16 protein-coding genes are annotated in these 12,266 nt (G+C 36.3%); 10 read left to right on the plus strand and 6 right to left on the minus strand.

Annotated features, from left to right (window positions below):
- Positions 1–149: 149 nt before the first annotated feature.
- Entirely contained in the window at positions 150–443 is a 294-nt protein-coding gene (locus ACK3CR_RS13365; RefSeq protein ID WP_243513354.1) for a hypothetical protein, read from the plus strand.
- An 11-nt stretch (positions 444–454) separates the two neighbouring features.
- Entirely contained in the window at positions 455–1,216 is a 762-nt protein-coding gene (yidC, locus tag ACK3CR_RS13370; protein WP_243513351.1) for a membrane protein insertase YidC, read from the plus strand.
- Between the two features lie 138 nt (positions 1,217–1,354).
- Here yidC and ACK3CR_RS13375 read toward each other — a convergent pair whose 3' ends face one another.
- From ACK3CR_RS13375 to ACK3CR_RS13395, 5 genes are all read right to left on the minus strand, one after another.
- Positions 1,355–1,912 (minus strand): class F sortase, encoded by a 558-nt coding sequence (locus ACK3CR_RS13375; protein ID WP_243513342.1) that lies wholly within the window; start codon positions 1,910–1,912, stop codon positions 1,355–1,357.
- On the minus strand, positions 1,879–2,634 hold the full coding sequence (locus ACK3CR_RS13380) for a DUF4397 domain-containing protein (protein WP_430239320.1): 756 nt from the start codon (positions 2,632–2,634) through the stop codon (positions 1,879–1,881). Before ACK3CR_RS13380 ends, ACK3CR_RS13375 begins: the two co-directional genes overlap by 34 nt.
- Positions 2,635–2,731: 97 nt before the next feature.
- A complete protein-coding gene (locus ACK3CR_RS13385; protein ID WP_243513332.1) occupies positions 2,732–3,211 on the minus strand; it encodes a helix-turn-helix domain-containing protein in 480 nt (159 codons plus the stop codon).
- Between the two features lie 127 nt (positions 3,212–3,338).
- Complete coding sequence (locus ACK3CR_RS13390) at positions 3,339–3,596, minus strand: DUF2651 family protein (protein WP_243513329.1); 258 nt, start codon at positions 3,594–3,596, stop codon at positions 3,339–3,341.
- A 23-nt stretch (positions 3,597–3,619) separates the two neighbouring features.
- Entirely contained in the window at positions 3,620–4,927 is a 1,308-nt protein-coding gene (locus ACK3CR_RS13395; RefSeq protein WP_243513326.1) for a hemolysin family protein, read from the minus strand.
- Positions 4,928–5,176: 249 nt separating this feature from the next.
- Between ACK3CR_RS13395 and ACK3CR_RS13400 the strand changes: the two genes are divergently transcribed.
- From ACK3CR_RS13400 to ACK3CR_RS13415, 4 genes are all read left to right on the plus strand, one after another.
- Positions 5,177–5,716: an HD domain-containing protein gene (locus ACK3CR_RS13400; RefSeq protein WP_243513324.1), complete on the plus strand. Its 540-nt coding sequence runs from the start codon at positions 5,177–5,179 to the stop codon at positions 5,714–5,716.
- 133 nt (positions 5,717–5,849) lie between these two features.
- The gene (locus ACK3CR_RS13405; RefSeq protein ID WP_243513313.1) at positions 5,850–6,512 is read left to right on the plus strand and encodes a response regulator transcription factor; all 663 of its coding nucleotides are present in this window, start codon (positions 5,850–5,852) and stop codon (positions 6,510–6,512) included.
- The gene (locus ACK3CR_RS13410) at positions 6,509–7,846 is read left to right on the plus strand and encodes a sensor histidine kinase (RefSeq protein WP_243513312.1); all 1,338 of its coding nucleotides are present in this window, start codon (positions 6,509–6,511) and stop codon (positions 7,844–7,846) included. The genes ACK3CR_RS13405 and ACK3CR_RS13410 overlap by 4 nt, the downstream gene beginning before the upstream one ends.
- A 331-nt stretch (positions 7,847–8,177) precedes the next feature.
- Complete coding sequence (locus ACK3CR_RS13415; protein ID WP_260393240.1) at positions 8,178–8,309, plus strand: hypothetical protein; 132 nt, start codon at positions 8,178–8,180, stop codon at positions 8,307–8,309.
- 46 nt (positions 8,310–8,355) lie between these two features.
- Here ACK3CR_RS13415 and ACK3CR_RS13420 read toward each other — a convergent pair whose 3' ends face one another.
- Complete coding sequence (locus ACK3CR_RS13420) at positions 8,356–8,895, minus strand: 5' nucleotidase, NT5C type (RefSeq protein WP_243513311.1); 540 nt, start codon at positions 8,893–8,895, stop codon at positions 8,356–8,358.
- Between the two features lie 171 nt (positions 8,896–9,066).
- Between ACK3CR_RS13420 and ACK3CR_RS13425 the strand changes: the two genes are divergently transcribed.
- The 4 genes from ACK3CR_RS13425 (at position 9,067) to ACK3CR_RS13440 (ending at position 12,229) form a co-directional block, all read left to right on the plus strand.
- A complete protein-coding gene (locus tag ACK3CR_RS13425; RefSeq protein ID WP_243513310.1) occupies positions 9,067–9,477 on the plus strand; it encodes a CBS domain-containing protein in 411 nt (136 codons plus the stop codon).
- 12 nt (positions 9,478–9,489) lie between these two features.
- Positions 9,490–10,230, plus strand: coding sequence for an NAD-dependent protein deacylase (locus ACK3CR_RS13430; protein WP_243513309.1), 741 nt, complete (start codon positions 9,490–9,492; stop codon positions 10,228–10,230).
- 123 nt (positions 10,231–10,353) lie between these two features.
- Positions 10,354–10,749: a MerR family transcriptional regulator gene (locus ACK3CR_RS13435; protein WP_410914930.1), complete on the plus strand. Its 396-nt coding sequence runs from the start codon at positions 10,354–10,356 to the stop codon at positions 10,747–10,749.
- Between the two features lie 112 nt (positions 10,750–10,861).
- A complete protein-coding gene (locus tag ACK3CR_RS13440) occupies positions 10,862–12,229 on the plus strand; it encodes a hemolysin family protein (protein ID WP_243513308.1) in 1,368 nt (455 codons plus the stop codon).
- Positions 12,230–12,266: the final 37 nt, after the last annotated feature.

Below are 12,266 nucleotides of genomic sequence, written 5' to 3' on the forward strand. Positions count from 1 at the left end.
CTTCCACTAAAGGGATGGGAGAGCGTTTTTTTTGTATAGAGGAGAATTTGGCATTTTTCCCTATAATCTTAAATGAACAGTTTTATATTACAAGTGAAAATGGTATACTAGGGAAGGAATTAAGTAGAAACGCGAAAGAGAGTTGTTATATGGACTTTTCAATTGAATTATTGCTGTGCGTTTCATATGCAAGTTTGTTTCTACTAGCGGTTTCCTATTATTTAGCATGCAATAAAAGATCTTACTTTTATGTTCGTGCCCAAAGAATAGACAAGCAGTTAGTAACAGGGAAACATTTATTTGAAAAAGGGAGAGTATGTAGACCTTTACACTATTTTTCCTACTTGCAAGTGAAAAAGCCCGTAAAAGAGCCAGCTAACATAGATGAAGAAGATCCTTTCTCTTCTGTAATGAACGTCGTATTTCAACCACGATTTTTTTAGGAGGAAGGATTATGAAAAAAAAGTTAGCCTTATTTATCCCGGCCCTTTTTCTTTTAGCCGGCTGTAGTATTAAAGAGCCTATTACTGCAGATAGTACAGGGATTTGGAATGAGTACTTTGTGTATCCAATGTCTCAATTATTAACACATGTTGCTCACTGGTTAGGAAACGAGTATGGACTGTCAATTATTTTAGTTACCATTTTAATTCGTCTTATTCTATTGCCGCTTATCATTAGACAACAACGTAGTACAATGGCAATGCAAGCGCTTCGTCCTGAAATGGAAAAACTTCGTGAAAAGTATCCGTCAAAAGATGCTCAATCACAACAGAAATTACAGCAAGAAATGATGCAGCTTTATCAGAAGCATAGCATCAATCCGATTGGTGGATGTTTACCAATCTTTATCCAGATGCCGATTATTATGGCTTTCTATTATGCTATCGCAAGAACACAAGAAATTGCTGATCATTCGTTCCTATGGGTAAGTTTAGGAGCTCCAGATCCATACTTTATCTTCCCGATTGTTGCTGCTTGTACAACGTTCTTACAAGTTAAAGCAGGGATGACAACTGATGAAGTCTTACCGCAAATGAAAATTATGATGTACATTATGCCAGTTTTTGTTTTAATCGCTGGTTTAAGTTTACCATCTGCGTTAGCTCTTTATTGGGTAATCGGAAACGTCTTTGGAACATTCCAAGGTCTTTACCTTAAGAAACGTATGTCGATTTTGAAAGCAAAAGATGCTGAAAAAAAGAATAACGCATAAAAAAAGCGCGGAGATTTTCTCCGCGCTTTTTATACTTGTTCTGAAAACCGTTTCATAACTTATACTAAAATTAAGCAGGCTCGCGTAACCTTTGGGCGTAAGAGCGTGACCAAAAGCGTTTGTAAAAGAACGCTTTTTTTAATGTGAAAAAGGATTTAATGTTGCAGTCACAAGAAGACGGTCTGCATGTGTTCCTTCTGCTTTATTAAACAGCCCTGTACATGTAACTAAATGGACGGTTCTTTTTGAAGAAGAACCAAAAACTTTGTTCACGGGAAACTGATTTCGTTCATATACTGCTGTTTTTGTCACTGTGAAAGACATCGTTTTTCCGCTTTTCTTTTGGATAAAAAACGTGTCGCCTTTTCGCAGTTTAGGAAGTGAATAAAAAATAGCCCGTCCTTTTTTACTGTCAACATGTCCTGCAATAACAGCATTCCCTCGTTCTCCTGGGGAAGAACTATTTTGAAACCACGTTACGCTACTGCTGTTTTCGGGTAAAATAAGCTCCCCGTTTTGTGAAAGTCCATGCGCTTCAATAGGGGCTACAATGTTTGCCGTTGGAATAAGAAGCAGAACAGGCTGATCACGATGAGCAGCAAGAGTATAAGGTGAATTTAAAAACAGGAAAACTAGAAAAATACTGCCTAAAAAGAAGTGCTTCATTGGTGACGGCGACGGAGGAAAAATACGCATCCTCCTAAAATAACAAGAGCAGCATATGAAAGGGTATGGGAAGAACTCATTCCACCCATTCCAGTTTTCGGAACAAGAGATGGTGATAAAATGGCGTTATCCTGAAGGAGAACGGTCTCAACTTTATTTCGCGAGTTTACCGCCAATACTGTATAAGCAGATCCTGACTGAAGTGTTTGCGACAGTGACGTTACCTTTTTATCATTATCTTTAATATGAAGTTTTGATTCCGCCTTAATTTCTTCATAAGAAGAAACATCATTAAAAGCAAGATTATCAAAAAGTTTTTTTCCATCTTTAATACTTGCTTCAAGATCTTTAGAAACAGGAGCAAGGTTTAAAACTCGTACATTTGCTTTTCCTTTCGGGGCTGAAGTTTCATCATTAAGAAGTTTTAAGCTCATTTTTTTTTCTTTCTCGAATGCAATCACAGTATATGCTTGATTTCCTTCTGTTTCTACATCACCTACGATGAGTGGTGTTTCCTTTTCACCAGAACGATAGACCTCTATTGTATGAGCTCCTTCTTCTAAAGTCATATAATCTGTTGCATTTTTAAAAAGAGCTCCTTCCACAGCTGGCTCATGGTCAATGTAGATGTCAACAGATTCATTGTTGCTTGAAGCGTTCACAATACGGACTAGCGTTTCTTTTTCTTCAGCATGTGCTAAAGAAGGAAGCATAATTGTAGCGCTAAATAAAACAAGCCAAAGCTTTCTCATCTTTTTATCTCCTTCATTATAATAGGTTATTCTTATAATGGCTCGGTTGCTGAAATATATGCAGAAGGAGAAAGGAGAAAAAGGCAAAAATAATAGCCTATTTTTTAAAAATAGGCTGCAGTGGGCACTGTTTAAGTAATTCGTTCATTCTACTCATCATTTCTTTCTTTGAAAAAGAGCTTGAATAACGATAATTATGAAAATCTAAAATGCGATAGTGTTTACTAATAATGTTTTGCTGTAAGCGAAATGGGCCGCTTGATTTTAATTCGCGCCACCAAATACCGCCGCCAAGTCGTTTATCTTTCGGAGGATCGGAGTCTTCTAAAGCAATAAATTGAACTGTATCAACAGGATTGTCTCCAATAGCTTTTTTCAATGCTGTACTTTCTTCAAAAAGAGCGCAAAGGGTTACAATAACAGCCCAGCTTGCTGTTTTCTTTTCCTTCTCAATTTGAGAAAGTGTCTTTTTTGAAATGCCAAGTAAATAAGCCATTCTTTCTTGAGTAAACTTTTGTTCTAAACGTACATAACGAATCTGATTTGATATGAGTTCTGTGAAGTATTGTTTATCCATAGTTCCCTCCGTACGAAAAAGCTATTCGTTCGTATCATATCGTATAGAAAACAAAATACAAGCGTTGTAACCAAAATGTAAGGAAATGTATAAAGAAAGAAACCTCTTTGTTACGGGAATGCGATTTTTAGAGGTTAAGCCACTTTTTAGTTGTATAAGAAGAAAGTAAAGAAATGAACGCATATCCTATACTGTATAATATCCAATTCAGTGAATGTTGAAAGGAAGGAATGCTCCAGTAGAGCAAAAGTGGAAACCAAAAGGAAAAGAAAGGACCTATAAAAATGTTGCGAAACAAAACTTCATAAAGAAAACCTGCAATAACAGCTAAAAGCGGTAGGGTAATAAAAAGCTGCTGTTCTGGAGTAATATAAAATATTTCCACATTCCTTCACCTTCTTTCGATAATTAGTGTTCAGGGGGAACCTTATTTACTTCAACAGATTTAATTTGATTTCCAATCATGTTTTTGGGGGTGAATCGGTAGCCTTCAACATCCGCATACAGGTTTGATCCATCTCCAATTTGCTGGAGAAGCAAATAGCCGCCAATTGTGTCTACTTCATCCTCCTCAATAGAGATACCAAGCAAATGATTAACTTCTTCAATGAGCACTTTTCCATCTAAGATATAGTGAGTTTGTGAAAGCGTTTGAATATAGGGGATTTCGTTTACATCAAACTCGTCTCGTATTTCTCCTACAATTTCTTCTAAAATATCTTCTACTGTAACAAGTCCTTGCGTTCCTCCGTATTCATCAAACAAAATGGCCATATGAATTCGTTCCTTCTGCATTTTTAAGAGAAGATCACGAACAGGGATAGAATCTAAAACAGTGATGATTGGTTTAATGAGCTCCTCGATGGTTCTTGAGTTAGCAGAGTCTTCGCGAACATAGCTTTTTAACGCTTCTTTTACATTAATTAATCCAATTACATGATCTTTATCCCCTTCAATAACAGGATATCGTGTGTAAGGTTGTTGATCCGTATATTGTGAGAATTCTTTCAGCGTCATATTTTTGTTAACAGCAACCATTTCTGTACGAGGAATCATAATTTCATGAGCAACTCTGTCGTCAAATTCAAAAATGCGATCAACATAGCGAAATTCTGATTGATTAATTTCGCCACGTTCGTAACTTTCGGATAACAGCAACCGAAGCTCTTCTTCAGAATGAGCCATTTCATGCTCGCTAACAGAGTGAAGCCCAAATGTTTTCGTAATCATGCGAGCAGAATGATTTAAAAGCCATATAAACGGATACGTAATTTTATAAAACCAGATAAGGAAAGGAGAAAACATGACGGTGATTTTTTCTGCTTTTTGGATGGCGAACGTTTTAGGCGCAAGTTCTCCAATCACAACATGAAGAAATGTGACGATTAGGAAAGCTAAAACAATCGAAAATGCTCTTGGAACATATGGCTCAAGATGTAGAAAAACAAAAAGGGGATGTAAAATAGACTCTATTGTTGATTCTCCAATCCATCCGATTCCAAGAGCTGTGACTGTAATACCAAGTTGACAAGCAGAGAGATACTCATCAAGATGTGAAACAACTTGCTCAGCAGCTTCGGCTCCTTTTATATTTTCTTCTACCATCTGCTTAATTTTAGAGTGTCTAATCTTTACAATTGCAAACTCTGTTGAAACGAACATAGCTGTTAGGGCAATTAAAATAACGATAATAAACAGATTAAGAAAAATCATCATAGTCCTTGAAAAGCCAAGGTCATCTCCTTTCCAAAATATTTCTCCTTAGTTTGTCCAACAAACGTGTTTCTACTAACAGAAGGAGAAGATAGGGACAAGCGTACAAAATGCAATACTGTGAAAAAAGGGCACTTTTTTACGCACTATTTTGATGTTAATTTTGTAAAATAGCGTAACAAAACTATTGATAACCTCACATGATTTGTGTTAATGTTTATAGAAATACCCAAAACAAAGGAGGGATAGAAGTTGAGAAACGTAACTTTGACAGATGTTTTTACACATCCTATCGCACAAAAATATCTAGGACGATCAGGGATTGCTCATGCAGTATCTGTTGCCCATCACGCTTTTCGACTAGCGCTTGAATATGAGGTTAACCCAGATCTTGCTACAAAAGCCGCCCTTCTCCACGATGTTGGACATTACGAGTGGTACACGAACGGACAGTGGGATTATGAAAAGTACCGTGAAAACGATATTCATGCGATAAAAGGCGCAGAGCGCGCTCATAAATTATTAATTCGTCTAGGTGAAGATCCTGCTTCTGCAAAAGAAATGGCACTGGCGGTTTTACTTCATACAGACTCTTATTTACCAGAGGGTTATCTTGATAAGAACAATCTTCAAAAAGTCGTTCGTTTAGCAGACGAAGCAGACGAAGAGCCAGGCGGTAACCATCACTATCGAAAGATGGACTATGACTTAGCTCTAAGAAAGATTCAAGCATTGGACCAAAAAGTAGCGGATGTGCTTAAAAAAGATCAGCGCTACAAAAAATCAAGTTAACTCCTTCAACCAGCTTTTTTGAAGCTGGCTATTTCCTATGTCTTCCCCACCTTTCTCCTTGCCATCCTCCTTACTTTTTGTACAATAGAAAAAGAGTAGTTGAAGAAAAGTAATCGTGGAGGAATCCTTCGTTATGTATGATATTTATTTAGTAGAAGATGAAAAAACGTTGAACACTGTACTTAAAACGTATTTAGAAAAAGAAGGCTGGAATGTAACCTCTTTTTTAACAGGAGAAGAAGCTAGCCGGTTTATTCCTCAAAAACCTCATCTATGGATTTTGGATATTATGTTGCCAGATTTAGATGGCTATGAGCTTTTAAAACGAATTAAAAAAGTAGATGAAAATGTACCCATTATTTATATTTCAGCTCGAGATGCAGATCTTGATCGAATTATCGGTCTTGAAATGGGGAGTGATGATTACTTGGCAAAGCCGTTTTTGCCAAAAGAACTTGTTGTCCGAACAAAAAAATTGCTTCAGCGTATATATGGACAAGCTAGACCAAGTGTTTTGCAGTACGGTCCGTATAAAATCAATCAAACTATGCGAACGATTGAAGAAAATGGAGCGGAAATTTCTCTTTCTCCAAAAGAGTTTGATATTATATTCCTCTTTGTGTCCCATCCTGGACAATCTTTTTCAAGAGAAGAAATTTTGAACTTAATTTGGGGAGATAATTATTTTGGTTCTGATCGCGTTGTCGACGACCTTGTCAGAAGAATTCGGAAAAAGGTGCCATACTTAAAGCTTGAAACAATCTATGCTTATGGATATCGAGCCGTTTCGCTATGAAAAAGCAACCGCTTTTTGCACAAATTTTAATTGTATTTACCGCCGTTATCTGTTTAATGGGAGCGATGATTTTAATTTTTGTCAGAGGAACGCTTAATGAATTTTTTACAAGTGAAACATATGCAACAATTGAGGCTTCACAGCAAACATTAACAAGTCATAACGAGCCTTTTCAAACAACGCCTCAAGATTTGAAGCAGCAGCAAAACCTACGCTCTGTTCAACACGTATTTCTTGGAGTTGGTGGAGAGATTGCTAATGATACAAGCTTACCAAGAGACGTACTCAATTTTTTATATAAGCAAGCAATAAGCCAAGATAAGAATACACAGCGTTATAAGCTGAACGTCAACGATCAAGAAATGCTTTATGCCATTAGAAAAATTCGTGTAGAGGGCGAAGGTTTTTATCAAGTTTCTTATATGTGGGATTCTTACCGCCAGCAGCTTGTGAAAACATTATTTAAACGTATTTTTCTCGTTTCTTTAATTGTTCTTATATGTGGAATTTTAATTGCTTTTTTCTTTGCAAAATGGCTCGCAAAGCCGATTGTAGAAATGAAGCAACATGTTCAGCGTATTGCTAATCGAAAATGGAATAGTACGCTTGAAACAGATCGGTCAGATGAAATAGGGGTTCTTGCTCGTTCGATTGACGAAATGCGCATTCAGCTTAAAAAGCAAGATGAAGCACAGCAATCGATGCTTCAAAATATTTCGCACGATTTAAAAACCCCCATTATGGTTATTCGAAGCTATACGGAAGCCCTACGTGATGGTATTCATCCAAACGGAACGTTTGAAAGCACACTTGAAACGATTGATGGTGAAGCTAATCGTTTGGAAAGTAAAATTAAAGATTTGCTTTATTTGACAAAGCTTGACTATATTTCGCAACAAAATCAAGAGAAGCACAAAGTGGAAATGAACGTTCTTGTAAAAGAGGTTGTTCAGCGACTGCGAACAAATAGACCGGATGTTGCTGTTAATGTAGCATGTCCGTCCCTTGTTGTTTATGGTCAAGAAGAGCATTTTCGTGTGATATGTGAAAACATGGTAGATAATGCGTTAAAATATGCAAAAGAGCACGTTTCAATCTCTTTGGAAGAAAGAGAAGACACGGTTTTTCTTTCTTTTTATAACGATGGTCCACATATTGAAGAAAATTTAATTCAAAGATTATTTCAACCTTTTCAAAAAGGAGACAAGGGAAACTTTGGTCTTGGATTAGCGATTGTGAAGCGCCTTGTGACGCTTTATGAAGGAGAAATCTCAGTAGAAAATAATGAGCATGGAGTTCTATTCTCACTTGAATTTCCAAATCAAAAGCAATGAATTTTGATTTGTTATGCAACAATCCATACTTTCTTTCATATGTATTATAACAGAATGAAGGAAAGGGGACATGAAAATGGAACAAGGAGAAGAAAAAGGAAAAGAGCAACAAATTTTTACGCCTGTTGAAGAATTTCCAACCATTTTAGATTTAATTAACGACTATTACGGATACTGTAAATAAGTGAAAGCTCTAGGTTTTAATATAGCCTAGAGCTCTTTTTTATTTAAAAAAATGAAATTGGGAACAATTAACTTTTTATTTCATTAAATTAATGTTATACTAAGTGTAGTAATTGTTAACTTTTCAAACAAAGGGGAGTTGAAATATATGTTAGCGATTATGAGACCATTACTTATTGGGTTTTTCTCAATAACGGCAACATTTTTATTAGTATTTCAATCAATTGAGATTTCACACGCTTTTCAAGCGTTATTTTCTCACAACACGTATGATAAATAAACGTTCAGTTTATAGAAAAGGAAGCACGCAAACTCGTGCTTCCTTTTTAATAAAATGCTTTTGTTTGAAGAAACTCTTCAAATTCGAGCCAGCTTTTTACACGAGGAACACCGATGTTGCGGTTGTATGGATAATCCATTGCAACAACCTCTCGTCCTGCATTCTTGAATGCTTCTAAGTTATGAGGAGCATCGTCAAAAAGCAGATCACCCTTTACTTGATTTTTTTCGTGTGTAAAAATGATTTTCTTTGCCCCAATAAAAGGGATATGATTTCTGACCCACAGTTCTTTTTCGGTGTATGCATATGTATGGCTTGTTGTAACGATAAAAATGTTGAAGTGTTTATGAAGCCTTTCTAGAACTTCAATAGCGTTTGGCAGCGGCTTTAAATGTAGAAAAAGTCCTTCTTCATCTAAATAGTCGTAAATTTTATTTCCACACTCTTTTTTTACATATTTTGCTGAGTCCCAGCATAGTAAACGATCCACTGATAAATTATCGTTATAATCTTCATTGTACCGCTTATGCCAATCTGTCATAAGGTCGCATAAAACAGAATCCATATCAATAAGCAGTGTCTTCATTATAGTTACTCCTTTTGTGCAATCTATTTTTTATTATATAAAACATAATCCTGAAAAGAAAATGAAGTTTCCTATTATTCTTTGAGCGTAGCGTGAATTTACGGTAAAATGAAGAATAGCAAGGCAAGGGGATATTGCTGTTGTACGAACAAACGATAAGGGGAATTATACATGAATATTGCTTTTTTTCTGATACCAAAACAAGAAGTTGTTACTGTTAACATTGAATGGACGATGAGGCAAGCGTTAGAAAAAATGGAATATCACCGTTACAAATCCATTCCAGTTATTGATCAGCAAGGTCATTACATAGGGGTCTTAACAGAAGGAGATTTACTCTGGAAGCTAAAAAGTGAACAGCATCTTACATTTGAAGATACGCCACGCATTCCTCTTTCTAACGTGCCAAGGCATGAGAAAGTAGAAGCAATCTCGATTAATGAGAAAGTGGATCATATGTTTTTAAGTGTGATGGAGCGCAACTTTGTCCCAGTGGTAGACGATCAAGGTATTTTTATTGGGATTATTAGAAGACGCGAAATTATGGAGTTCTATGTTAATAGACTAGTCATAGAGGAGTGAATATTAATTTTCATGACAGATATTGAAAAAGTTCAAAAGCTAGTTAAGCAAGCAGATACAATTACCTTCTTCACAGGAGCAGGAATGAGCACAGAATCAGGCCTCCCGGATTTTCGTTCTTCAAATGGATTGTATAAACAAAATATGAATTTTACAGACATTATTTCGCTTGATTTTTATGAAAAAGATCCTGTCTTATTTTGGACGCTTTTTAAAGATATTTTTAGAATTAGAATGCTTCATAACTATGTACCAAATAAGGGGCATCATTACATATCAAAACTGCAAGAAAAAGGGAAGAATATTCGCGTTATTACCCAAAATATTGACGGCCTTCATTATGATTCAGGACATGAACCGGTCTATGAAATTCACGGTACAATTAAAAAAGCGCACTGTCGTTATTGCTATCATGAGTATGATTTAGAATATTTAAATGAACATGATTGTCCAAGATGTAAGGAATGCGAGGAAATTTTAAAACCTAATGTTGTACTTTTTGGCGATCCAATTCAGCAATTTGAAGAAGCGGTAAGAGATGCTCTACAATCCGATTTGTTTTTTGTGCTTGGCTCGTCACTTGAAGTAGGACCAGTAAACCAAATTCCACTTATCGTGAAAGAACACACAGATGCAAAGCTCATTATCATTAATCGAGAGGAGACGCGCTTTGACTCGCTTTTCGATTACACTTTTCATATGAATATTAGCGATGCTTTTCAACACATTTTAGGACCGCTGCATAACGTATAAGAAAATAAGCTTTTATGTTAGAAGCCAAACTGTCACGTTTGACTGTATGGTTTTTGTATTGTATGATTAATTTAATTAAAATGAAAGAGGTGATAGGATGGGGCAGAGTATCGGATAAGTGAATTGGCTCAAAAAGCTAATGTATCTAAACGGACAATTGATTATTATACAACAAAAGGTTTATTAAAAGCTGTTCGTTCTCCATCAAACTATCGCTTCTATTCGGAGCAAGCTTTAGAAGACCTCAAATTTATTGAGCAATGTAAAAATGAACATATGCCTTTGTGTGAAATTAAACAGCGCTTAGATATGGTTCGCTCATTAGAAAAAGACAATGAGGCTCTTAAAAAACAGGCTGAATATTTAGAAGGACGGATGGAACGGCTAGAACACGATATTTGTGAGCTTTTGCCTTTTTTTCAGTTGTTAAATGACGGGGAAAAACGTACAATAAATCACAAATTGTCCAATCGTAGCTCAGCACTTATGAACTCGCTAGCATCATTGCGAAATATTTGAGCTTATTCGTATAAAAGTTAGTCTGAATATTTAAAAATAAAGATATAATAGTAAAAATTTTGGATTATTAGGAGGTGACACCTCGCTTACTTTTGGTAAGTGGGGGCTTTATTTGGACATATTAAACTTGGTGCTTGTGGCGATTTTGATCGCCTTAACTGCTTTCTTCGTAGCATCGGAGTTTGCCATTGTGAAAGTGAGGAGCTCACAAATTGATCAGCTCGTTGCAGAGGGAGGACGAAATGCTCTTGCAGCTAAAAAAGTCGTCTCACATCTTGATGAGTATTTATCAGCGTGTCAGCTTGGTATTACTGTAACAGCTCTAGGATTAGGATGGCTTGGTGAGCCAACTGTTCAAAGGTTGCTTAACCCGCTGTTTGTAGAGCTGAACATACCATCTACACTTTCTCATATTCTTACATTTGGTATCGCATTTGCTTCCGTAACGTTTTTACACGTTGTTGTTGGGGAGCTTGCACCAAAAACAGTAGCCATTCAAAAAGCTGAGCAAGTGACGCTTTTATCAGCGCGTCCTCTTATTTTGTTCTACAAAGTAATGTATCCATTCATTTGGGTATTAAACGGTTCAGCTCGTTTGTTTGTAGGAATGTTTGGGCTTCGTCCAGCAAGCGAACACGAGATGGTTCACTCGGAAGAAGAGCTCCGTCTTTTGCTATCTGAAAGCTATAAAAGCGGCGAGATTAACCAATCTGAGTTTAAATATGTAAATAAAATCTTTGAATTTGACGATCGTGTAGCGAAAGAAATTATGGTTCCTCGTACAGAGATGATAAGTCTTTCAAAGGATGAGTCTATTACAAAAGCAATTGAGATTATCCGTGAAGAAAAATTTACTCGCTATCCGATTATTGACGGAGATAAAGATCATATTATCGGGTTATTAAATGTAAAAGAAATGTTTGCAGATCTTGTTCACGAAAAACAGCCAGACGAGAAGTCACTTGAACAATATACGAGACCAATCATTCAAGTAATTGATTCTATTCCAATTCACGATCTTCTGCTTAAAATGCAAAGAGAGCGAATTCATATGGCAGTCTTAATTGATGAATATGGTGGAACAAGCGGTCTTGTAACTGTTGAAGACATTTTAGAAGAAATTGTGGGCGAAATTCGCGATGAATTTGACACAGACGAAATCCCAGAGATTCGTAAAATTAAAGAAAACCACTATCTTGTTGATGGAAAATTACTTGTAAGTGAGATTAATAACTTATTAGGAATTGAAATTGACGATGAAGATATTGATACCATTGGAGGATGGATTCTAACAGAAAAGCTTGATGTGAAACAAGGAGACGTTGTCGAGCACGGAGAATTCAAATTCAAAGTGGTGGAAATGGATAGCCATCACATCAAGTATATTGAAGTAACAAAACCATCTGCTCCAAGGTTGTTAAAAACGCAGCAAGCGTCAGCTCCAATGCAGACGGCACAGCAGTCTGAAGCAATGTCTTAATAACAGAAGAAAGAAATGAAAACAGCTAATCGCTTTT

It is taken from the genome of Priestia sp. TRM10, assembly GCF_057808375.1.

Coding starts and splice junctions, on each gene's coding strand:
- ACK3CR_RS13420 (WP_243513311.1), bottom strand. CDS start 8,895: ATGAAGACACTGCTTATTGATATGGATTCTGTTTTATGCGACCTTATG.
- yidC (WP_243513351.1), top strand. CDS start 455: ATGAAAAAAAAGTTAGCCTTATTTATCCCGGCCCTTTTTCTTTTAGCC.
- ACK3CR_RS13425 (WP_243513310.1), top strand. CDS start 9,067: ATGAATATTGCTTTTTTTCTGATACCAAAACAAGAAGTTGTTACTGTT.
- ACK3CR_RS13365 (WP_243513354.1), top strand. CDS start 150: ATGGACTTTTCAATTGAATTATTGCTGTGCGTTTCATATGCAAGTTTG.
- ACK3CR_RS13395 (WP_243513326.1), bottom strand. CDS start 4,927: ATGATGATTTTTCTTAATCTGTTTATTATCGTTATTTTAATTGCCCTA.
- ACK3CR_RS13405 (WP_243513313.1), top strand. CDS start 5,850: ATGTATGATATTTATTTAGTAGAAGATGAAAAAACGTTGAACACTGTA.
- ACK3CR_RS13375 (WP_243513342.1), bottom strand. CDS start 1,912: ATGCGTATTTTTCCTCCGTCGCCGTCACCAATGAAGCACTTCTTTTTA.
- ACK3CR_RS13415 (WP_260393240.1), top strand. CDS start 8,178: ATGTTAGCGATTATGAGACCATTACTTATTGGGTTTTTCTCAATAACG.
- ACK3CR_RS13430 (WP_243513309.1), top strand. CDS start 9,490: ATGACAGATATTGAAAAAGTTCAAAAGCTAGTTAAGCAAGCAGATACA.
- ACK3CR_RS13380 (WP_430239320.1), bottom strand. CDS start 2,634: ATGAGAAAGCTTTGGCTTGTTTTATTTAGCGCTACAATTATGCTTCCT.
- ACK3CR_RS13410 (WP_243513312.1), top strand. CDS start 6,509: ATGAAAAAGCAACCGCTTTTTGCACAAATTTTAATTGTATTTACCGCC.
- ACK3CR_RS13385 (WP_243513332.1), bottom strand. CDS start 3,211: ATGGATAAACAATACTTCACAGAACTCATATCAAATCAGATTCGTTAT.